This is a genomic window from Agrobacterium sp. Azo12, from assembly GCF_029193765.2.
Classification (GTDB): domain Bacteria; phylum Pseudomonadota; class Alphaproteobacteria; order Rhizobiales; family Rhizobiaceae; genus Agrobacterium.
The window spans coordinates 1-22,021 of the sequence record NZ_JARFYO020000005.1; the positions used below are offsets into that span (position 1 = coordinate 1).

Genomic DNA, 22,021 nt, shown 5'->3' on the forward strand with positions numbered 1-22,021 from the left:
CAAGGTTGTGCTCTACCCCTGAGCTACACCCGCTCAAAAATCCAAGGCCCGGGGTAGTCGCTGAGCCGTGGGTCGCTGCGTTGCGGCGACGGGGGCTATATCGCTCAATCGATTTTCAAATGCAACAGGGAAATGACAAAAAGAGCGAGAAAAAATGCATTCGTCATTCAAGTTATTGAAAGTAAATGGAAATTTTAGGGGTTTGTTTTGTGGATGCCATTGCGTGACTTGATTTTGCCGCTTAAAACCCTCTGACGGCTATTTCAGATCGAGTGACAGCAGAGAAGCGATGACATGACAAATCCGGCCCCTAAAACGCCAGAAGCCCTGTTCGAATTCTTCGATAATCTGGGCATTTCCCATAAGACAACGAGCCATGAACCGGTGTTTACCGTAGCCGAATCGCAGTCTTTGCGTGACCTCATTCCTGGTGGCCACACCAAAAATCTGTTCGTGAAGGACAAGAAGGACCAGTATTTTGTTCTGACCGTCGAAGAAAATGCGGTGGTTGATTTGAAGACCGTGCATAAGGCGATCGGTGCGGCGAGTAAGGTCTCTTTCGGCAAACCGGAAAAGATGCTGGAGTATCTGGGCGTGGTGCCGGGTTCGGTCACGGTGTTTGGTGCGATCAACGATACCGGTAATGCAGTGACCTTTGTGCTGGATGAAGCGCTGATGGAAAACGAGCTGATTAACGGCCATCCGCTTTCCAATGATGCAACCACAACTTTGACGTCCAAAGACGTGTTGCGTTTTCTCGAGGCGACCGGTCACACACCGCTTGTCTTGAAAGTGAGCGAGTGACATACGATCTTTGCCACGATAATGCTTTGGCGCACGACAGTGCGGCCTGTGCTGGCTTCAAGAACTGGAGACGACGATGAGCGGAATGGACAACCCCTATGGCGGTTCTTTTGGTGCGCAAATGAGCGCATCGGCCCAATATGGTGCCGCTAACGGTGCTGGTGAGGGCGGTTTCATCAAGGACACCACCACGGCAGGTTTTACCAAGGATGTGCTTGAAGAATCACGTCGCCAGCCTGTTCTGGTGGATTTCTGGGCGCCATGGTGTGGACCGTGCAAACAGCTCACGCCTGTTCTGGAAAAGGTCATCAACGAATCGGCCGGCCGCGTGAAGCTGGTCAAGCTGAACATCGATGATCATCCATCCATTCCTGGCCAGCTCGGCATTCAGTCCATCCCGGCAATCGTCGCCTTTGCGGACGGTCGCCCGGTGGATGGCTTCATGGGTGCTGTGCCTGAAAGCCAGATCCGCGAATTCATCGACAAGATTGCAGGACCGGCAGGCGATGACCCTGCAGCCGAGATTGACGCTGCACTGGCTGAAGCACGCCAGTTGTTGGCGGATGGTCAGTACGATCAGGCGGCCCAGCTTTTTGGCGCTGTAATGCAAGCTGCACCTGACAATGCCGGTGCGATCGCCGGTATCGCTGAGTGCATGATTGCGGTTGGCCAACAGGACCGCGCCAGCCAGTTGCTGTCGTCGCTGCCGCCGGAAATTGCCGAAGATGCAGGTATTCAGGCTGTTCAGAAAAAACTGGCGCAGTATGAAGAAGCCCGCAAGCTGGGCGACCCGACAGCGCTGGAACATGAGCTTGCACTGAACGCCGACAACCACGAAGCACGGGTGAAACTGGCAAAGATCCTCAATGTGCAGGGCAAGCGTGACGAGGCCGCAGATCACCTGCTGCTGGTGATGCGCAAGGACCGTACTTTTGATGATGATGGCGCGCGCCGCCTGCTGCTCGAGTTTTTCGATGCATGGGGCTTCAAGGACCCGGCAACGGTTGCGGCACGGCGTAAACTTTCTGCCGTTCTATTCTCCTGAACCGGGTGTGATCGCTGACAAAGGCTTGCGTTTTTGCGCAAAAACACCACATTTGGTGCTTTAGTGTATCTGGCCTGTTGTGGCTTTCACGCTGAGGGATTATCCTGATGCAAGTGGGAAATGCGAGATATGTGAAGGGCAGCGATCTGCCCGCCACCGTTCCGGTTTTTCCGTTGTCCGGCGCACTTTTGCTGCCCGGTGGCAATCTTCCGCTGAACATTTTCGAACCGCGTTATCTGACGATGTTTGATGCGGCGATGGCGGCGGAACGGTTGATCGGCATGGTGCAACCATCGCTGACAGAGGCGAATAATTACGATGTCAATACGCCCGTTTTAAGCCAGATCGGCTGCCTTGGCCGTATCACGTCGTTTACCGAAAGCGGTGACGGTCGTTATCTGGTGACCCTGACGGGCGTGTGCCGTTTCCGGCTGATAGACGAAGTGGCCTGCTCCAAACCCTACCGGGTTTTCAAACACGCGCCTTTGCTGACGGACCTCACCGGAGACGATGACGAGAGCGCCGTTGACCGGGATAGTTTGTTGCGAGTGTTTCGTGATTTTCTGGATGCCAACCAGTTGGAAGCCGACTGGGAAAGTGTCGAGCGGGCCGGAAACCGTATTTTGGTCAACTCCCTGTCGATGATGTCACCTTTCGGGCCTGCGGAAAAGCAGGCACTGCTTGAGGCGCCGGATCTTCGTTCACGCGCGGAAACGCTGATTGCGATTACCGAAATTGTACTGGCACAAGGGCGCAGCGATGGCGGTAATGTTTTGCAATGAAGGTGATGTTGCATGCATGAAAAAATGAGCCGGGTTGACCCGAAGATGCTTGAGCTTCTGGTCTGCCCGCTGACCAAGGGCACGCTGTCCTATAGCCGCGAGAAAAACGAGCTGGTTTCCGAGAGCGGGCGCCTTGCCTATCCCATTCGCGACGGAATTCCGATAATGCTAGTTTCTGAAGCCCGCAAGCTGGAAGATTAGCCTTCCAGCTGCCGCATAACATCGTCATGTCGGCGTTATGGATTTCGGCCATAAATTCTGAGGCTTGTTTTGGCTGCGTTGACAAGCCAAAAGGAATTTGAACACAATCGAATATAAAAATCTGTCGGGGAGAGAACAGATGTCCTTGCGCGCCTTGCTTCGCGGTTCCTTCGTGGTTGCTGCAACGGTTTTTGCAACGCTGCCCTCCAATGCTCAACAGGCAGACCGTAAAATAGTCACCACGCAAAATGGCGATTATTTCGGTTTTGACCTGCGTACCGAGCAAAATGTTTCACTAGATGAGTGCAAGACGACGTGCCTTGATGACGCGTCCTGCAAGGCATTTACCTATAATCCCAAGGTGCAATGGTGCTTCCTCAAATCGGACTTCAACCAGTTGAACGCTTTCCCGGGCGCTGTGGCTGGCAAAGTCGTGGAAGTGTCCAATGAACCGGATATCGGTGCGCCCAAGCGATTGTCGTTCATTTCCGACGATCTGGTTCAGGAGGCACGGCGCCTCAAGTCCAGCCTGACGGCGACGGACGAACAGGAGGCAATGGGTTTTGATGCCCTGCTTGGCAATGCCAATATGCAAAGCGGCGCGGGAAATATTCCGCAAGCGGTTGATTTCTTTAAGGCTGCCCTGTCACTGGAACCTGACAACGGTACGGTGTGGGCGCAATTGTCTGCGACCGCTGCCCGCGTCGATAACAATTATTCGATTGCCGGACAGGCTGCGTCTGCTGCGCTCAATGCCTATGAGCTGAGCCGTACCTCAAGTGCCAGAACCGACGCGCTGGATGCGTTAGCGCGAGCGTTTGAAAAAACGCAGAATTACCGTGCTGCCCTCAACACCTACAAGGCGCGTCTTGCACTCGTCGATGATGGAGCTATTCGCGCTGCCTATGTAGACCTGCGCACCCGCCAGGGCTTTAGGGTTATCGGCAACACCGTTGATACCGACAGCGCATCGCCGCGTGCCTGCGTGCAGTTCTCCGAACCGCTGTTGAAAGCCGGTGTCGATTATGCGCCTTTCGTGACGCTGGATGGTACGTCGCCAAAGGCTATGGAAGCCAAGGGCAGCGAAATTTGCGTGGAAGGTCTGACCCATGGCCAGCGCTACAAACTTGCTTTGCGTGCCGGTTTGCCATCGTCCGTGGAAGAGCCGCTGGAAAAGCAGGTCGATCTCGACATTTACGTCCGTGACCGTTCGGCCTCGGTGCGTTTTACCGGTGACAGTTTCGTATTGCCGGGCACTGCACGCCGTGGTGTGCCGCTGGTGTCCGTCAACATCGAAAGCGCATCTCTGAAACTCTACCGCGTCGGTGATCGCAACATTGCGCCATTGCTGGCCAATTCGCAGTTTCTCACCCAGATGGATGGCTATAGTTCAGACCGTATCGAAAACGAAATTGGTGAACTGGTGTGGCAGGGCGATATCGTCATTCAGCCTGAGTTGAACAAGGATGTGGTTACGAGCTTCCCGGTGGATGAAGCGCTGCCTGAGCGTAAACCTGGCATCTATGTTCTGACTGCTGTACCGCCTGGCACTGCGCCGGAAAACTGGGATTCACGCGCAACCCAATGGTTCCTGGTGTCGGATACCGGCGTAACGACCTATGCCGGAACGGATGGCCTGAATGTCTTCGTGCGTGCACTCAGCACCGCCAAGCCATTGGAAGGCGTGGAACTGCAATTGCTGGCCAAGAACAACGAAGTTCTGGCGACCGCAACGAGTGATGCAGAAGGTCGCGCGACCTTTGCCGCCGGTCTGATCCGCGGAACGGCAGCACAGGCACCGGCAGTCATTACCGCCCGTAATGGCGACAGCGATTACGTTTTCCTTGATATGACGCGCGCCGGTTTTGATCTTTCTGATCGCGGTGTGACAGGACGTGCAGCCCCCGGTGCTATCGATGTGATGAGCTGGACGGAGCGCGGAATTTACCGTGCTGGTGAAACCGTCAATGCTGTTGCGCTTGCCCGTGACATTGAAGGTAACGCCATTGAAAATCTGCCGCTAACCTTCGTGTTCTCGCGCCCTGACGGCGTTGAGGATCGTCGCGTGGTCAGTGATGGCCGGGCGCTTGGTGGACACGCGCTGCAGTTTGAAACGCAGGCCACCGCAATGCGTGGCACCTGGACAATGAGGGTCTATACCGATCCAAAGGCGTCATCGCTCAGCGAAACATCGTTCTTGGTGGACGATTTTGTGCCTGATCGGACCGAGTTCGAGCTTTCCAGCTCGGTGAAGGAAATCGTGCCCGGTGCGGAAGCTGATGTTACTGTCGATGGTCGTTATCTTTACGGTGCGCCAGCCGCCGGTCTTGAGCTTGAAGGCGAAGTTGCCCTCAAACCGACCCGCAACAGCGATGCTTTCCCCGGTTATTTCTTTGGTCTCGCTGACGAGGAAAGTCAGGAAGAAAGCCGCATGCCGCTGGAAGAACTTCCCGTGCTGGATGATGATGGCAAGGCGACCTTCCCGGTGACGTTGAGTGAAATTCCGTCGACCACGCAGCTTCTCAATGCCAATGTCATTGTGCGGATGCGTGAGGCTGGTGGCCGTGCTGTCGAGCGCACCCTGACTTTGCCGGTCAAGTCTGAAGGTTCGATGATTGGTATCAAGCCAGAATTTTCCGGTGACCTTGCTGAGAATTCGGTTGGTCGTTTCCACATCATTGGCGTTTCGGCAGACGGTGCAAAACAGGCTATGAGCGGCCTGACATGGAAGTTGATCAAGGTTGAACGGAACTACCAGTGGTATCGTCAGGGTAATTCCTGGCGTTATGAGCCGGTTGTGTTTACCCGTCAGATGGAAACCGGAACGGTGTCCGTTGACGCCAATGGCGGGCAGATTTCCGTGCCTGTCAGTTGGGGTCGTTACCGTCTGGAAGTGGAAACTGCCCAGAATGATGGCCCGACTTCCAGCGTTGAGTTTGATGCTGGCTGGTTCGTGGAGGCAAGCTCAACGGAAACGCCTGATGGCCTCGAAATAGCACTGGACAAGGAACGCTACACGGTTGGCGAAACTGCCAAGCTGCAGATTTCTTCCAAATTTTCCGGTGAACTGATGGTCACTGCCGGTTCGGAAGCGTTGATTGCCGTCCAGAATGTCTCGATTGGCGAAAACGGCGGTGAAGTGGACATTCCTGTTACTGAGGACTGGGGTGCGGGTGCCTATGTGACCGCCACACTGTTCCGCCCTGGTGATGCGCAGGAAAGCCGCATGCCGATGCGTGCCATCGGAATCAAATGGCTGGCCGTTGACCCGGCTGAGCGCAAGCTTAATGTCTCGCTGACCCTGCCGGAAAAGACGCTACCCCGTCAGCCGCTGGAAATCCCCGTACAGGTGACGGGAGCCGGTGCTGATGAAGACGCCTATGTGATGGTTGCTGCTGTCGATGTCGGGATATTGAACCTGACACGTTACCAGCCGCCAAAGCCGGATGACTGGTATTTTGGCCAGCGCAGTCTGGGACTTGAAATCCGCGATATTTATGGACGATTGATTGACGGTTCGCTGGGTGCGACCGGCCGGTTGCGCACCGGTGGTGATGGCGGGCAGGTTGCCCTACAGGGTAGCCCTCCGACCGAAAAGCTGGTGGCGTTTTTTGCCGGTCCGGTAAAACTGGATGGTGAAGGCAAGGCCGTTATCACCTTCGATATTCCGCAGTTTAACGGCACTGCTCGGGTTATGGCTGTTGCCTATTCCAAGACCGGGGTTGGACATGCGGTGTCTGATGTCGTCATTCGTGATCCGGTGGTGATTACCGCCAGTGCGCCTAAATTTCTGAGCCCCGGTGACGAGGCCCAGTTGCGGCTGGACATTGCCAATACTGATGGTCGCGCTGGCGATTACACACTGACGGTCTCCAGCAACACTGCTGCGACAGTGGGTGAAGGACTGGTGCAGCAGACCCTGACTTTGGCGACAGGTGGCAAAGCGGATCTGACTTTGCCGTTAACAGGCGAAATGCCCGGCAATGCCGAAGTGACGATACGGTTGGCGGATGCGACGGGTGCAGCTCTTGAACAGGAGTTGAACATTCCGGTGCGGCCAGCTGCCCTGCCGGTGACCACACGACGCAACATTCGTATTGCTCCCAATAGCAGCCTGACTGTGAACGGTGACCTGCTAGCTGACAGCATGCTGCTTGGTGCATCCGTTGCGGTCAATGTCAGCCGCTCGGCAGCATTCGATGTTCCGGCACTGGTGATGATGCTCGACAAATATCCTTACGGATGTGCCGAGCAAACGACCAGCCGTGCATTGCCGCTGCTCTATCTGTCTGAAATGACAAGCGACACTGCTCTTTCGCAAGACCCTGAGATCAAGAAGCGCGTACAGGATGCAATTTTCCGCGTGCTGTCCTTCCAGTCGAGTTCGGGCAGTTTCGGCCTCTGGTCGCCCGGCTATGGTGACCTTTGGCTGGATGCCTATATCACCGACTTCCTGACCCGTGCCCGCGAACAGTCCTATGAGGTTCCGGAGCAGGCGATGGTTCAGGCTTTGACCAACCTGCAAAACGGCCTGGCGATTGACAACAATGTCCGGGATCGTGGCAATGAAATCGCCTATGCACTCTATGTGCTGGCCCGCAACAAGAAGGCCGCGATCAACGACCTGCGCTACTTTGCAGATACGGCGCTTGGCGAATTCCCGACACCTCTGGCCAAGGCACAGATCGGTGCAGCACTTTCGCTTTATGGCGATAATAATCGCTCGCAGTCGGTCTTTGCATCCTCACTTGGCATGGCGGCCAACTCCGCCAATGTCAGCCTTGCCCGCGCCGATTATGGTTCGGCACTGCGTGATGGTGCGGCCTCTCTGGCACTGGCGGCAGAAAGCCGTCCGGTGCCGCCTGTTGTGCCGCAACTGGCCAGCAGTGTTGCCAAGGAATGGGAAAACAAGACCTACACCAGCACGCAGGAACAGGCGTGGATGCTGCTGGCTGCACGCGCGCTTAAGGGCGAAGACAAGGACATTCGCCTTGATGTGAACGGCGAAATGTCGACCGGTGGGTTTGGCAAACAGATGACGGGCGACGAGCTGCTGCACAAGCCGCTGACCATCTCGAATGCCTCTTCCGATCCAGTCATGGCAACGGTCACCACGGTTGCCGCGCCGGCCTCGCCGCTTGCGGCAGGTGGCGATGGGTTCACGATTTCCCGTGCCTATTATTCGCTTGATGGCGAAGAGGTAAACATTAGCGAGGCCGTGCAGAACGAACGTTATGTGGTGGTGCTGAATGTCACACCGCAGCATGACTGGCAGTCGCGCATTCTGATTACCGACCTGTTGCCAGCCGGTTTTGAAATCGACAATCCAAGCCTTGTGGATAGCGCGCAGCTTTCCAACTTCGAATGGATTGGCGAGGTCGAGGCAGCACACACCGAATTCCGCAGCGATCGTTTCGTGGCGGCATTTGATCGCTCGGCCGGTGACAATTCGGAAATTTCATTGGCCTATGTGGTGCGTGCGGTCACACCCGGTACCTACGATCATCCGGCGGCAAATGTGGAAGACATGTATCGTCCGCAGTTCTCCGCCCGCACAGCAACCGGCCGCATGTCGGTGGTGAAGGCCGAATAAGGCTTTCGCCATGATGCGGATCAAAAGCATGCGGTGTAAAAAGACAGCTATAGCGGTTGCCCTGGTCAGTATTCTGACCATCGGCGCCGCCTATACGCTGGATGCTCTCGATAAGGCCTATCCGCCGCCGCTTGATGCCGCATTGAGCCGCTCATTCGAAGTGAAGGACGCAAATGGCCAGTTGCTGCGCGCCTTTGCCACGACGGACGGGCGCTGGCGGTTGAAGACGACGGCTAACGATGTTGACCCGCAGTTTCTGAAAATGCTGGTTGCTTATGAGGACCAGCGTTTCTGGCAACATGCCGGTATTGACCCATGGGCGTTACTGCGGGCGGGCTGGCAGCTGGTCTCAAATGGGCGGATCGTCTCCGGTGCTTCCACACTGTCCATGCAGGTGGCCCGATTGATCGAGCCGCGCACGGACCGCTCCTTTTCTGCGAAATTCTTGCAGGCAGCGCGCGCGGTACAGATCGAACGACGTCTGGGCAAGGCGGAAATCCTTGACCTCTACCTCAATCTTGCACCCTATGGCGGCAATCTTGAGGGGGTCCGTGCTGCAAGCCTCGCATGGTTTGGCAAGGAGCCGAAACGCCTCTCAACGGCAGAAGCTGCTTTGTTAGTGTCATTGCCGCAACTGCCTGAAAGGCGACGACCAGACCGTTTTCCTGAGGCAGCAAAGGCCGCCCGGGAGCGGGTGTTGTCGCGCCTTGCCGTTGCCGATGTGTTAGGCGATGGTGAAGCCGCCCGCGCATCGCTTTCAATGGTACCCTCACGACGAATGGAGCTGCCGGCCTTTGCACCGCATCTGGCGGAGGTTGCCAGACGGAAAGCGCCTGATGCCGGCGAAATCTCAACCACTTTGTCGCTGTCTGTTCAAAGAGAGCTGGAGGCGCTGGCAAAACGTGCAGCTGAAAAGCTCGGGTCAAAAGTCTCGGTGGCGATCGTGATGGCTGACAGCCGCACTGGAGACATTCTCGCGGAAATCGGTTCTTCCGATTATACCGACACGTCGCGACGCGGCTGGGTGGATATGACGCGGGCGGTGCGTTCGCCTGGCTCGACACTCAAGCCGTTTATCTACGGCCTTGCCTTTGAAGATGGCGTGGCAGCGCAGGAAACGCTGATTGAAGACCGGCCGTCCGATTTTTACGGCTATCGTCCGCGCAATTTTGACATGAGTTATCAGGGTGACGTCAGCATCCGCCAAGCATTGCAGCTTTCTCTCAATGTGCCTGCGGTGAAATTGCTGGATGCGGTTAGCCCTGCTGCCTTGATGGTGCGTTTCCGAAGGGCGGGCGTGTCGTTGTCGCTGCCAGCAGGCGAGGCGCCGGGGCTTGCCATTGCGCTTGGTGGGGCCGGTGTTTCTTTGGTTGATCTGGTTCAGCTTTATGCCGCTCTTGCTAATCGTGGAGTGCCGGTCGCTCTCGGCGACGGCGTTCGATCGCAGCCCCAGGCGCAACAGACATCGACAATGCTGGATACGGTCGCGGTGTGGAATGTCAGCGATATACTGGCCAGTGTTCTGCCGCCGCTTGGCATGAAGCAGCGCGGCATCGCTTACAAAACCGGAACCAGTTACGGTTATCGTGACGCGTGGTCGGTGGGGTATGACGGCCGCCACGTCATTGGCGTCTGGGTTGGCCGTGCCGATAACGGCGCTGTGCCGGGCATTGCGGGATATGCCTCTGCTGCACCAATTCTGTTTGAAGCCTTTGAAAAATCTGGCGTGGCGATCACACCCTTGCCATCGGCACCCACAGGTGCGGTGCGGCTGGCCGCACAGGATCTTCCTGCTGCGCAACGTCGTTTCAGTGTGACATCAAGCGGGCTTGTGACCGCTTCAACCCGTGAAGCTGCGCCGCATATCGTCTACCCACCCGAGGGGGCAAAGGTGGAACTGTCGGGGCAGGGCGGTGACATGTCGCCGCTGGTTTTGAAGATGCAGGGTGGTCGGGCGCCGTTTCGCTGGCTGGCCAATGGCAAACCCATTCGCGACCTGTCGCGCAAGCGCACCAGCCAATGGCTGCCGGACGGTGCCGGTTATTCGACGCTGACTGTCATCGACGCGGATGGGCGTGCGTCCAGCGTGCGCGTCTTTGTAGATTAGCCCTGTCCGAAGTCTCGCATAACGTTATAGCGTGGTTTTAATGGCGTAGTTATTATCTGCGATCTTGCTTGTTTTTTGACATGGATCAGTTCTGAGTGGCTAAAACTATCCCATACTTATTGCCAAGTTGCGCTGGTGCGAACTAAGCGCGATGTCTGTTGCAGTGCAATATATTGTCGTCGTGACGATGACATAAGTGCGTTTTTAGGAGAGTTTCATGCTTCAGGATCGTATTCGCAACGCCAGCCTTCTCGACAGGGTGGTCAGTGCGGACGAGGCTGCTTTGCTCATCAAGGACGGCATGACCGTTGGTATGAGTGGCTTTACCCGTGCTGGCGAGGCCAAGGCCGTGCCGCTGGCACTGGCGGAACGGGCGAAGAAAAGCCCACTCTCCATTACGCTGATGACCGGTGCGTCGCTTGGCAATGATCTCGACAAGACCATGGTCGAAGCCCATATGCTGGCGCGGCGCATGCCTTTCCAGTCCGATCCGGCGCTGCGCAAGGCCATCAATGCCGGCGAGGTGATGTTCATCGATCAGCACCTGTCGGAAACCGTTGAGCAACTGCGTTCGGGCCAGATCCACGGCGTTGATGTTGCCATTATCGAGGCGGTGGCAATCACTTCCGAAGGTGGCATCGTGCCAACTACATCGGTTGGTAACTCGGCAAGTTTTGCCATTCTGGCGGACAAGATCATCGTTGAAATCAACCTTTCGCAGTCGGTCATTCTGGAAGGGCTGCATGACATTTTCATTCCCGCACGTCGGCCTACCCGCATGCCCATTCCGGTGGTGACCCCGGATAGCCGCGTTGGTCTGCCCTATATTCCGGTTCCGCCGGAAAAGATTGCCGCTATTGTGGTGACGGAAAAAGAAGACAGCTTCTCGACCGTTCTGCCACCAGATGACGATACCAAGGCGATTGCTTCCCACCTTTCGGACTTCCTGCTGAACGAGGTGAAGCAAGGTCGCATGGGTTATGAGCTGCAGCCGCTACAGGCCGGTATCGGCACCATTGCGAACGCGGTGATGCACGGTTTTATCGATACGCCGTTTCATGACCTGAAAATGTATTCCGAGGTTCTGCAGGACTCGACCTTTGAATTGTTCGACAGTGGCAAGCTGACCTTTGCATCCGGCTCATCGATCACCCTTTCAGGCGAGATGAACGAAAAAGTTATGCCGCGCCTGATGGACTATAAGTCCCGGTTAATCCTGCGTCCGCAGGAGGTCAGCAACCACCCGGAGGTTATTCGCCGTCTGGGGATTATTGGCATCAACACGGCATTGGAATTCGACATTTACGGCAATGTGAACTCCACACATGTTGGCGGCACCAATATGATGAACGGCATTGGTGGTTCCGGGGACTTTGCCCGCAACGCGTACATGTCGATCTTTGTCACCAAGTCTATTGCCAAGAATGGTTCGATTTCCAGCGTTGTGCCGATGGTAAGTCATGTCGACCACACCGAACATGATGTGGATATTCTGGTGACGGAAGTGGGCATCGCTGACTTGCGTGGACTTGCGCCGCGTGAGCGTGCTCCGGTGATTATTCGCAACTGCGTGCATCCGCTCTACCGCGACCAGTTGGCAGATTATTATGAGCGGGCTGTAAAACGTGGTGGACATACACCGCATATCCTCGAAGAAGCATTCTCCTGGCACACGGCACTGCGGGAAAAGGGCACCATGTTGCCTTCTGCCTGATCACCAAAAATGCGGGATTGTAAAAAGCAATTCCGCTTCATTGGGCTTTGCTATAGAAGGGACCCGGCCGGATGCTGTTTTGACGAAGGCTCCATGGTTCGGGGAGAATGAATCTATGCCCTTTGGAATGCGCACAAAATGTGCGGCAGTGTTTATGGTATTTGCCGTGCTGACCGGCTGTGGTGGGCGTCCAATCGGCGTGATGACCCCAACCGGAACGACCGTACCGGGCACGTCTGAAGTCAATCTTCTCGTTGCGACGACCCGTGCTCCCTCTGATAATACCGCAATCCTGTTTGGCGGAGAGCGTGGCACCGGCCTCAAGATCGACGCTGTGACTGTCTCCATTCCACCTGAAGCCAATCGCAAGGTCGGGCAGGTGCAGTGGCCAAAGAAATTGCCACCCAACCCGATCAAGGATTTTACAACGGTTTCGATCGAGCCGATCATCGGTGAGGCAGCCGGTTTTTCGTGGGTGAAGAAGCACCTTTCCAAGGACCGCCGCGTTTTGGTCTTCGTGCATGGTTTCAACAACCGCTACGAGGAATCGGTCTATCGATTTGCGCAGATCGTGCATGATTCCGGTACGGACGTGGTGCCAGTGGTGTTTACCTGGCCATCCCGCGCCAGCATCTTCGATTATAATTACGACAAGGAAAGCACCAACTATTCGCGCGACGCGTTGGAGGAAATGCTGACCCGCCTTGCCAAGGACACGTCTGTTGGTGAGATCACCGTGATGGCCCATTCGATGGGCACCTGGCTTGCGGTGGAATCGCTGCGGCAGATGGCCATTCGCAATGGTCGCGTGAATCCGAAGATCAAAAATGTCATTCTTGCTGCACCTGATCTGGATGTGGACGTATTCAGCCGACAGTACACGGCACTCGGCAAGACGCCGCCGAAGTTCACGTTGTTCGTGTCGCAGGACGACCGGGCCTTGACCCTATCTCGCCGCATCTCCGGTAACGTCGATCGCCTTGGACAGATTGATCCAACGGTTGAGCCCTATGCTTCACAGCTTGAAAAGGCCGGCATTACGGTTCTCGATCTCACCAAGCTGAAGTCAGGAGACAATCTCAATCACGGTAAATTTGCCGAAAGCCCCGAAGTCGTGCGGTTGATTGGCGACCGGTTGATTGCCGGACAGACAGTGACGGATTCTGATGTTGGCCTTGGTGAGGCAATTGGCGCCGTTGGAATTGGCGCAGCGCAAACCGTTGGCACGGCGGCCAGCGTGGTGGTCAGTGCTCCGATTGCTGTGTTTGATCCACGCACACGCGACAATTACGGTCAGCAGGTTGAACGCTTCGGTCGTTCGCTTGGCAACACAATTGGTTCGGTTGGGGATACGGCCGGCAGTGTGGTCAACGAGTCGGCAATGGGTTCGTCCGGCGTGAATTGCGATCTTTCCGTCAATCGCGATCGTGCCGTCTGTAATCGACGCTGACCGCGCAAAACTGTCGCCGGGAAACACAATTATTCAATATACAAACTGCATGCAGTTGAGTATTGCTTAAGGTTAGGTCGCGTCATGTGAACGGCGGCATTGTTCGTCTTGGTTGATTTTCGGAGAGAATATCATGCGTTGGAAACGCACACTTCAGCTTCTCGATGTGCATTGTGAAGGCGAAATCGGTCGCGTCGTCGTGGGTGGTGCGCCGAAAATCCCTGGCGACAGCATTGCTGAACAGCTTCACTGGATGAATACCGATCCGAAAGGTACCGAGCTTCGGCGCTTCCTGACGCTTGAACCGCGTGGCACGCCCATGGGGTCGGTCAATTTGTTGCTGCCACCGAAACATCCGGACGCCCAGGCGGCCTTTGTGATCCTGCAGCCGGATCAGGCCCATGCCAGTTCCGGGTCGAACTCCATCTGCGCCACAACGGCGCTGCTGGAAAGCGGCATGGTGGAGATGAAAGAGCCGGAAACGGTGATCATTCTTGAAACGGCTGCTGGCCTCGTCAAGGCAACCGCCACCTGCCGCGACGGGCGCTGTGAAAAGGTCAAGCTGACCATGGTGCCGTCTTTTGTTCATGAGCTTGATGTCAGCATCGACACACCGGACTGGGGCCGGGTGACGATGGATATCGCTTATGGCGGCATTTTTTACGCGCTGGTGGATGTGCGGCAGATCGGCTTGACCATCGACAAGGCGAACGCAGCCAAGTTGGTGGCGGCGGGTATGGTGCTGAAAGATATCGTCAACCGGGCAGTGCCTGTGGTTCATCCCGAAATCCCGGCGATCTCAGGTGTTGCCTATGTGATGTTCCGCGATGTGGATGCGGATGGCTCCATCCGCACCTGCACCACCATGTGGCCGGGGCGTGCTGACCGTTCGCCATGCGGTACTGGCAATTCGGCCAATCTCGCAACGCTTTATGCGCGCGGCAAGGTCAAACTCGGTGACGAATACACATCGCGTTCGATCATTGGCTCGGAATTTGAGGTGGGCTTGTCGGCGCTGACTAAAGTTGCCGGTCGCCCGGCTGTCATCCCGACCATTGCCGGTCGTGGATTTACATTCGGCCTGCACCAGGTGGGTCTGGACCCGTTTGATCCGCTGGCGGACGGATTTGCGATGACCGATGTCTGGGGACCAGAGGCAGGCGGTATCTAAAGCCGGTCTCAGATCGGTTCTTCCTGCCGGAAAAAATGCATTTACAGCCGCTGAAACCCGTTCAGCGGCTGTATCCCCGGTGCAAAAGATGTTAAGCGGTTGCCGCATTCCATACAGCACCCGAGGTCCGCACGATGAATTCGATCACCCTTCGCCGCCCTGATGACTGGCACCTGCATTTGCGCGATGGCGCCATGCTCGAAGGCGTGATCGGTGATACGTCCAAAGATTTCGCACGTGCGATCATCATGCCAAACCTCGTGCCGCCTGTTGTCACGACCGAGGATGCGCAGGCCTATAAGGACCGCATCGTCAAGGCTATACCGGCTGGCCATAAGTTCCAGCCGCTGATGACGCTTTATCTGACCGAACACACCGAAGCGGATGATGTTGAAGCCGGTAAAAACAGCGGCCTGATCACCGCCGTGAAGCTTTATCCCGCCGGTGCCACCACAAATTCCCACGGCGGCGTGCGTGACATGGACAAGGCCATGCCTGTTCTGGAGCGTATGGCCAAGATCGGTCTGCCGCTTTGCGTGCATGGTGAAGTGACAACGCCTGAGGTCGATATTTTCGACCGCGAGGCCGTGTTTATCGAAACGGTTCTCGAACCGCTGCGCAAGCGTTTGCCAGAGCTGAAAGTGACGATGGAACATGTCACCACAAAAGATGGCGTGGATTACATCAAATCCTCCAAGGCCAATCTCGCCGGTTCGATCACCACGCACCACCTGATCATCAACCGCAACGCCATTCTGGTCGGCGGTATCAAGCCGCATTATTATTGCCTACCGGTTGCCAAGCGTGAAGAACACCGTCTTGCGCTGCGCGCTGCGGCAACATCCGGCGACGCACGTTTCTTCCTCGGCACGGATTCCGCACCGCATATCGATCCGTTGAAGGAATGCGCCTGTGGTTGCGCCGGCGTCTACACCTCGATCAACACCATGAGCTGCCTTGCGCATGTGTTTGAACAGGACAATGCACTCGATAAGCTGGAGGCCTTCACGTCTCTCAACGGTCCGGCATGGTATGGCCTTGCCCCAAATGATGAGACGATCACGCTGGTCAAGCGTGATCAGCCCGTTGCCTTCCCAACCAAGCGGGAAACCGGTGCCGGCATCGTGACGGTGTTTGACCCAATGTTCCCATTGCATTGGGATGTGGCCTAAGCCGCAACACCCATTTACTGAATTTTGAAAAGCCAAAGACGCCCAAGGAGAGCCAGATGATCCATGCCAACTTTACAGATCGCGCCGTCATGGCAGAAATCGTCGCCAAAATGCTCTGGGAAATCAAGGCTGTGCATTTTTCTGCTGACCAGCCGTACAAGTTCGCGTCCGGCATGGCGAGCCCTGTTTACATCGACATGCGCAAGCTGATTTCCTATCCGCGCATTCGCTCAACGGCGATGGATTTTGCCGCGGCAACTGTGATGCGCGACGCAGGTTTTGAAAAGTTCGACTGTGTTGCCGGTGGTGAAACGGCTGGCATTCCCTTTGCCGCTTTCCTGTCCGAGCGTCTTTCACTGCCAATGATTTACTGCCGCAAGAAGCCAAAAGGCCATGGCCGTAATGCGCAGATCGAGGGCAACATGCCTGAAGGTTCACGCGTTCTGGTCATTGAAGACCTGACGACAGCCGGTGGTTCGATGTTTACCTTCATTGATGCAATCCGTGCGGCCGGCGGCATCGTTGATCATGGTATTGCGCTGTTTTATTACGGCATTTTCCCGGAAGCAGAACAGCGTTTTGCAGCCGGTAATGTCAAGCTGCACTATATCGCCACATGGCGCGATGTGCTGGCTGTTGCCAAGGCTGACAAGCTGTTCGATGAGAAGACATTGGCTGAGGTAGAAGCGTTTCTGGATGCGCCGCTGGCCTGGTCTGGCCGCAACGGTGGCGTCAGCGAATTGCCAACGTCCTGATCTGGTTTTTCTGCGTAACATCGGTTAAATCGATTTAAATCGCAAAGAATTTTCAGATTCATTTTTCATATGGGTGAGGAGGACCGAATGATCGTGTGTTGCGGCGAAGCTTTGATCGACATGCTGCCACGTCAAACGACGCAAGGGGAGGCAGGTTATGCCCCTTATGCAGGTGGTGCAGTGTTCAACACGGCCATCGCGCTTGGAAGGCTTGGTGTTGCCTCCGGCTTTTTCTGTGGCATTGCCAAGGACATGCTGGGCGATGTGCTGATTGAAAGCCTCAAGGCTGCCAATGTCGATTACAGCTTTTGTGCACTTTCGGATCGGCCGTCCACCGTTGCCTTTGTGAAGCTGGTCAATGGCCATGCGACGTACGCCTTCTATGACGAAGGCACGGCACTCAGAATGCTCTCGCAGGACGATCTGCCAGTGCTGGGTGATGACTGCGAGGCCATGCATTTTGGTGCCATCAGCCTCATTCCCGAACCCTGCGGCAGCACCTATGAAGCGCTGATGCAGCGCGAACATGCCAGTCGTGTCATCTCGCTCGACCCGAACATCCGCCCGGGATTCATCAAGGACAAGGAAAAACACCTGGCCCGCATTACCCGCATGGCTGCGATGTCGGATATCCTGAAATTTTCCGATGAAGATCTGGAATGGTTCGGCCTGGATGGTGATCTCGACGCCATGGCCACGCACTGGCTAAAGGATGATACCAAGCTGGTGGTGGTGACCAAGGGTGCTGAAGGTGCTGTCGGTTACACCCGGGATCGCAAGGTGTTCGTGCCAAGTCAAAAGGTTGAGGTTGTCGATACGGTCGGTGCGGGTGATACATTTGATGCGGGTATTTTGGCCTCGCTCAAATTGCAGGGACTGCTGACAAAGGCGCAGGTTGCAACGCTGAGCGAGGAGGCGATTACCAAGGCGCTGGCGCTCGGCTCCAAGGCTGCCGCTGTCACCGTTTCCCGCGCCGGTGCAAACCCGCCATGGGCCAAGGAAATCGGCCTTTAAAACAAGCTTTTGATGCGTTTTGAAATTTGCAGCGTGCGGCCGGATGACTGTCTGGGGGCACACTTCATATGTGTGTCCTACGGGCGGGGCTGCCCTGATGTAGGGCAGGTGGGGGAGACATTGGGATCAGTTGCAGGTGTCGGCTTTGGCCGGTTGATGATTTTTCTGGCCGTCTTGTTTCAGGCGGTCGGCAAGGTGAGGTTTGGCACATGGCTGACAGCCGTGCCCTCGCATTTTTTGTGTTCGTCAGTTTCACGCTTACCGCCGTGTTTTTCCTGCTTTTGTCGCGCCGCAGCGTCGGGCAAAAAGCGTGGGGGCCGATCATTCTGTTGAATGCCAGCACCGCACTGACCTTTCTTACTTTCTTTTATGCTCTGAAGCTGATCGAACCGGCCATCGTCGGCGCGGTTGATATCGGCATCGGGCCGGTTCTCGCCGTTATCCTGACCTTTGTAATGACCGGTGAACGTCCGTCACTCATCCGCGCCGTTGTGTGTATTGGGGTGCTCGCCGGATGTGGCATTCTCGCGCTTGCTGCGGTGAGTGGCAGCGGTTTTGCTTCCATTGGAGAAAATGCCTGGCTTGGCCTGGCTGCAAGTGTGGTTGCTGGTGTCGGTGCCGTGCTGATCACCATGGCTTCCAAGGCGCTTCTTAATCGCGGCTGGAAATTCGAGTCGGTGCTCGCGCATCGGTTTTATCTCATCATCCCGATTTCGCTTGTCATGACACTGGGCTCAGGCCTGCCAGCAATTGAATGGTCCGTCTATCTGGTTGCAGCTCTGCTTGCCGTGACAATGATCGGCGTTCTGGCACCGCTTTATCTTCTGCAGGTTGGTATCGGACGTTGTGACGCCTATACTGTGATGGTGACGATGGCGGCACTGCCCGTTTTGACCTTCATCATCGAAGGTTTTTCGCCGCTCTATGCCTGGTCCTGGCTGACCGCTGCCGGGATTGGTGTGGTCACCCTGTTTCTGTTGATTGATGTAATAGCCAAACGCTCCTGACGGATGGTTCCGGTTGAGGCGGCAACGGTGTGTCGGCGATAGCCGACGGCACGCACGAGGCTTGACGTTTTTGCAATCAGTAGGTAGACTGATCTACCTACTGATGAGGTTGCTGATGAGCGATGTGCAGATAACCGCGCCGGAAAGTGCTCGTGAACGTCTTTTGCGGGCGGCAGCCGTGCTGTTTTATGAAAACGGCATTGCTGGAACCGGCATTGACGCCATTGTGGAGCGAGCCGGCGTTGCTAAGAAAAGCCTCTACAACAATTTTGCCTCCAAGGCCGATCTGGTAAACCAGTATCTGCAAGTTCGCCATGCCGAATGGCTTGCCCTATATGACGTGCGGTTGGCCAAGGCGCAGTCCCCGAAAGACCGGATCATGGCGGTGTTCGATGCCTATCAGGATCATGCCGAATATGCCTATGAACGTGGATTTCGTGGATGTGGCCTGCTGAATGCGGCGGCTGAACTGACCGTTGGCGACATCGGGCGCCAGGCGGTGCGTGTTCACAAGGAAGAAGTCGAACGGCTGCTTGCCGATCATTTGGCCGAACTGATTGGCAGTGACAGGCCTCGTGCAATCAAGATCGCACGACAACTGGCCTTTCTCCTGGAGGGTGCCATTACCCGCGCCGGGCTGGAAGGCAACAGCGGGCTGGTGATTGAAGCGCGTGCCATGGCATCGGACCTGCTGGAGACATTATGAATACTGCGCCAAAAGATTTCAGGATTGGTGTGGCGGCCGTTCTATTCGCTTCCGTCGTCTGGGGTACGACCGGTACGGCGGCAACGTTCGCCCCAGAGGTTAGCGCTGCTGCAATTGGTGCTGCCGCCATGGGGATTGGCGGGCTGTTACAGGCCGCGATTGCTACCAAAAGTATCCGTCGCTCCATTCCCGATCTGGCTTTGCACTGGCGCAAGCTGTTCCTCGGTGGGCTGGCGGTGGCTCTTTATCCGCTGGCTTTTTACGGATCGATGCGTTTGGCCGGAGTTACGATTGGCACGGTGGTTACTCTTGGCTCGGCGCCACTACTGTCTGCCGTGATAGAAAATCTCGTCGATGGGGCGCGCTTGTCGAAACGCTGGTTGGGCGGTGCGCTGCTCGGCCTTGCCGGCATGTTGCTGCTTTGCGTAGCAGAAAGTTCCTCCACCGAAATCTTCACCGGTGGTCATTCGACAATTGCCGGGATTGGATTGGGTCTGGTCGGTGGCCTGACCTATGCGCTTTATTCGTGGACGGCGCGCGGGTTGATGTTGCAGGGCATTCGGTCATCCGCAGCCATGGGTGCGACCTTTGGTATTGGTGGCGTACTGCTAATGCCAGTGCTGATTATGACCGGTGGACCGTTTCTCGCCTCTTGGAACAATGCGGCGGTTGGCATCTATATGGCGATGGTGCCGATGTTCCTGGGTTACATCTGCTTTGGTGTAGGGCTGGCGCGCATTCCCGCCAGCATGGCGACGACGATAACACTTATCGAGCCGGTGATTGCGGCAATGCTTGCAGTTGCAATCATTGGCGAACGGTTGCCTATGTTGGGTTGGGTTGGGGTCGTCCTGATCATCTGCTGCCTTGTTGTCATTACGGTACCGATGAAGTTCATTCTGCGTCGACAAAGCTCACTATCTGGGCAATCGTGACAATCAGTAAGGCGGTTGTGCCGGCGCTACCGCCAAAGGATCCCGCCAATTGCCTGTATGGCGGAATGAATTTTCGTGAAGCGTCGGTTTCGCGCAATTGTGTCTGTTGATATTTAAGGCGAGATGCCAAATATATAGGCAGACAGCAGCGCCGCATTCATCAGCCGCTGCCACGTTTCTTCTTATCTCCATCAAATGGAATGCAAAATGTCTAGTTCAACATCCGCTTCGCGGGCGCAGAAGCCGTTTTACGCTTCGTTCGGCTTTCAGGTGTTCGTTGCCATGGCTATCGGCCTGGTCCTCGGCTACATCGCGCGCCAGATCGGCCCGACCGATGCTGGCCCGAATTGGCTCGTACAGACGCTTTCGACCATTGGCTCCATCTTTGTGCAGCTTCTGCGCGCCCTGGTGCCTCTGCTGATTTTCACGGCCATTGTGGCCAGTATCGCCAACCTGCGTGAACTCAACAATGCAGCGCGCCTCGTCTGGCAGACCCTGCTGTGGTTTGCGATTACGGCACTGATCGCGGTTCTCATCGGTATCGTGCTTGGTCTGGTCATCCAGCCGGGTATCAACAGCGGTGTTGCCGCAACGGCTGCCGCGGCACCTTCCAGTACCGGTTCGTGGCTTGATTTCTTGAAAGGCCTTATCCCTTCCAACGTGCTAGGCCTGCAGGCATCAACACGGATCAATGACAGTGGTGCCACCACATCGCTCAACTTTAACGTCTTGCAGATCCTTGTGGTTTCGATTGCCGTTGGTATTGCCGCCTTGCAGGTGGGTGAAAAGGCTGAACCGTTTCTGTCCTTCAACCGTTCGCTGCTTGCCATTACCCGTAAGATTCTGTGGTGGGTCATTCGCCTGACGCCAATCGGCACAATCGGCCTTCTGGGCAATGCGGTTGCCGTTTATGGCTGGGATGCGCTGGCATCGCTTGGTTGGTACTCTGCTGCGATCTACATCGGTTTGGCGATCGTGCTTTTCGTCGTCTATCCAATCGTGCTGGCGACAAACGGACTGAACCCCGTGCGGTTCTTCGCCGGTGCATGGCCTGCGATCCAGCTTGCCTTTGTTTCCCGTTCGTCGATTGGCACTCTTCCGGTAACCGAGCAGGTTACGGAGCGTAATCTCGGTGTCCCACGCGAATATGCAGCCTTTGCCGTGCCGCTCGGCGCGACCACAAAGATGGATGGTTGCGCGGCAATCTATCCGGCCATTTCGGCGATCTTTGTCGCGCAGTTTTACGGCATCCCGCTTGGTGTGCAGGAATATGTGCTGATTGCCTTTGTTTCGGTACTTGGTTCCGCTGCAACTGCTGGCCTGACTGGTGCCACCGTGATGTTGACGCTGACGCTATCCACCCTTGGCCTGCCTCTGCAGGGCGTTGGTCTGCTGCTTGCGGTTGATCCTATTCTAGACATGGGCCGTACTGCCGTTAACGTGGCTGGTCAGGCACTTATCCCGACCATCGTTGCAAAACGCCAAGGCATTCTCGATCAGGACGCCTATGACCGTGTTGAAGGCATAGACGCGCTTGATCCGACAGCCGTTCCTGCTGAATAAGC

The 22,021-nt window shown here is 56.1% G+C and carries 16 protein-coding genes; all 16 read left to right on the forward strand.

The features are described 5' to 3' along the window. Positions 1 to 294: 294 nt before the first annotated feature. Positions 295 to 804, forward strand: a complete 510-nt coding sequence (locus PYL13_RS26645) for a prolyl-tRNA synthetase associated domain-containing protein (protein ID WP_259149381.1) — start codon at positions 295 to 297, stop codon at positions 802 to 804. 76 nt (positions 805 to 880) lie between these two features. Then, a complete protein-coding gene (trxA, locus tag PYL13_RS26650; RefSeq protein WP_275643785.1) occupies positions 881 to 1,849 on the forward strand; it encodes a thioredoxin in 969 nt (322 codons plus the stop codon). Between the two features lie 107 nt (positions 1,850 to 1,956). Beyond that, positions 1,957 to 2,631, forward strand: a complete 675-nt coding sequence (locus tag PYL13_RS26655) for an LON peptidase substrate-binding domain-containing protein (RefSeq protein ID WP_250985595.1) — start codon at positions 1,957 to 1,959, stop codon at positions 2,629 to 2,631. 12 nt (positions 2,632 to 2,643) lie between these two features. Beyond that, on the forward strand, positions 2,644 to 2,832 hold the full coding sequence (locus PYL13_RS26660) for a Trm112 family protein (RefSeq protein ID WP_192491458.1): 189 nt from the start codon (positions 2,644 to 2,646) through the stop codon (positions 2,830 to 2,832). A 139-nt stretch (positions 2,833 to 2,971) separates the two neighbouring features. After that, positions 2,972 to 8,425 (forward strand): alpha-2-macroglobulin family protein, encoded by a 5,454-nt coding sequence (locus PYL13_RS26665; protein WP_275643784.1) that lies wholly within the window; start codon positions 2,972 to 2,974, stop codon positions 8,423 to 8,425. A gap of 28 nt (positions 8,426 to 8,453) precedes the next feature. After that, on the forward strand, positions 8,454 to 10,532 hold the full coding sequence (gene pbpC, locus PYL13_RS26670) for a penicillin-binding protein 1C (protein ID WP_275643783.1): 2,079 nt from the start codon (positions 8,454 to 8,456) through the stop codon (positions 10,530 to 10,532). Between the two features lie 217 nt (positions 10,533 to 10,749). Beyond that, positions 10,750 to 12,246 carry an acetyl-CoA hydrolase/transferase family protein gene (locus tag PYL13_RS26675; protein ID WP_250985597.1) on the forward strand — a complete coding sequence of 499 codons (1,497 nt, stop codon included), beginning with the start codon at positions 10,750 to 10,752 and terminating at the stop codon, positions 12,244 to 12,246. Positions 12,247 to 12,373: 127 nt separating this feature from the next. Next, positions 12,374 to 13,696, forward strand: a complete 1,323-nt coding sequence (locus tag PYL13_RS26680; RefSeq protein ID WP_259149507.1) for an alpha/beta hydrolase — start codon at positions 12,374 to 12,376, stop codon at positions 13,694 to 13,696. 133 nt (positions 13,697 to 13,829) lie between these two features. Beyond that, entirely contained in the window at positions 13,830 to 14,867 is a 1,038-nt protein-coding gene (locus tag PYL13_RS26685; protein WP_275643782.1) for a 4-hydroxyproline epimerase, read from the forward strand. Positions 14,868 to 15,001: 134 nt separating this feature from the next. Next, positions 15,002 to 16,039, forward strand: a complete 1,038-nt coding sequence (gene pyrC / locus PYL13_RS26690) for a dihydroorotase (RefSeq protein ID WP_259149367.1) — start codon at positions 15,002 to 15,004, stop codon at positions 16,037 to 16,039. A 56-nt stretch (positions 16,040 to 16,095) separates the two neighbouring features. Then, positions 16,096 to 16,794 carry an orotate phosphoribosyltransferase gene (locus PYL13_RS26695; protein ID WP_275643781.1) on the forward strand — a complete coding sequence of 233 codons (699 nt, stop codon included), beginning with the start codon at positions 16,096 to 16,098 and terminating at the stop codon, positions 16,792 to 16,794. Between the two features lie 87 nt (positions 16,795 to 16,881). Then, positions 16,882 to 17,808 (forward strand): carbohydrate kinase family protein, encoded by a 927-nt coding sequence (locus tag PYL13_RS26700; RefSeq protein ID WP_275643780.1) that lies wholly within the window; start codon positions 16,882 to 16,884, stop codon positions 17,806 to 17,808. A 209-nt stretch (positions 17,809 to 18,017) separates the two neighbouring features. After that, positions 18,018 to 18,815 (forward strand): EamA family transporter, encoded by a 798-nt coding sequence (locus tag PYL13_RS26705; protein WP_275643779.1) that lies wholly within the window; start codon positions 18,018 to 18,020, stop codon positions 18,813 to 18,815. A gap of 115 nt (positions 18,816 to 18,930) precedes the next feature. Beyond that, positions 18,931 to 19,521 (forward strand): TetR/AcrR family transcriptional regulator, encoded by a 591-nt coding sequence (locus PYL13_RS26710; RefSeq protein WP_275643778.1) that lies wholly within the window; start codon positions 18,931 to 18,933, stop codon positions 19,519 to 19,521. Further along, positions 19,518 to 20,456: a DMT family transporter gene (locus PYL13_RS26715; protein ID WP_275643777.1), complete on the forward strand. Its 939-nt coding sequence runs from the start codon at positions 19,518 to 19,520 to the stop codon at positions 20,454 to 20,456. The genes PYL13_RS26710 and PYL13_RS26715 overlap by 4 nt, the downstream gene beginning before the upstream one ends. A gap of 207 nt (positions 20,457 to 20,663) precedes the next feature. Then, complete coding sequence (locus PYL13_RS26720) at positions 20,664 to 22,019, forward strand: dicarboxylate/amino acid:cation symporter (protein ID WP_192491449.1); 1,356 nt, start codon at positions 20,664 to 20,666, stop codon at positions 22,017 to 22,019. The last annotated feature ends 2 nt before the right edge of the window (positions 22,020 to 22,021 follow it).

Coding starts and splice junctions, on each gene's coding strand:
- PYL13_RS26645 (WP_259149381.1), top strand. CDS start 295: ATGACAAATCCGGCCCCTAAAACGCCAGAAGCCCTGTTCGAATTCTTC.
- trxA (WP_275643785.1), top strand. CDS start 881: ATGAGCGGAATGGACAACCCCTATGGCGGTTCTTTTGGTGCGCAAATG.
- PYL13_RS26655 (WP_250985595.1), top strand. CDS start 1,957: ATGCAAGTGGGAAATGCGAGATATGTGAAGGGCAGCGATCTGCCCGCC.
- PYL13_RS26660 (WP_192491458.1), top strand. CDS start 2,644: ATGCATGAAAAAATGAGCCGGGTTGACCCGAAGATGCTTGAGCTTCTG.
- PYL13_RS26665 (WP_275643784.1), top strand. CDS start 2,972: ATGTCCTTGCGCGCCTTGCTTCGCGGTTCCTTCGTGGTTGCTGCAACG.
- pbpC (WP_275643783.1), top strand. CDS start 8,454: ATGCGGTGTAAAAAGACAGCTATAGCGGTTGCCCTGGTCAGTATTCTG.
- PYL13_RS26675 (WP_250985597.1), top strand. CDS start 10,750: ATGCTTCAGGATCGTATTCGCAACGCCAGCCTTCTCGACAGGGTGGTC.
- PYL13_RS26680 (WP_259149507.1), top strand. CDS start 12,374: ATGCGCACAAAATGTGCGGCAGTGTTTATGGTATTTGCCGTGCTGACC.
- PYL13_RS26685 (WP_275643782.1), top strand. CDS start 13,830: ATGCGTTGGAAACGCACACTTCAGCTTCTCGATGTGCATTGTGAAGGC.
- pyrC (WP_259149367.1), top strand. CDS start 15,002: ATGAATTCGATCACCCTTCGCCGCCCTGATGACTGGCACCTGCATTTG.
- PYL13_RS26695 (WP_275643781.1), top strand. CDS start 16,096: ATGATCCATGCCAACTTTACAGATCGCGCCGTCATGGCAGAAATCGTC.
- PYL13_RS26700 (WP_275643780.1), top strand. CDS start 16,882: ATGATCGTGTGTTGCGGCGAAGCTTTGATCGACATGCTGCCACGTCAA.
- PYL13_RS26705 (WP_275643779.1), top strand. CDS start 18,018: ATGGCTGACAGCCGTGCCCTCGCATTTTTTGTGTTCGTCAGTTTCACG.
- PYL13_RS26710 (WP_275643778.1), top strand. CDS start 18,931: ATGAGCGATGTGCAGATAACCGCGCCGGAAAGTGCTCGTGAACGTCTT.
- PYL13_RS26715 (WP_275643777.1), top strand. CDS start 19,518: ATGAATACTGCGCCAAAAGATTTCAGGATTGGTGTGGCGGCCGTTCTA.
- PYL13_RS26720 (WP_192491449.1), top strand. CDS start 20,664: ATGTCTAGTTCAACATCCGCTTCGCGGGCGCAGAAGCCGTTTTACGCT.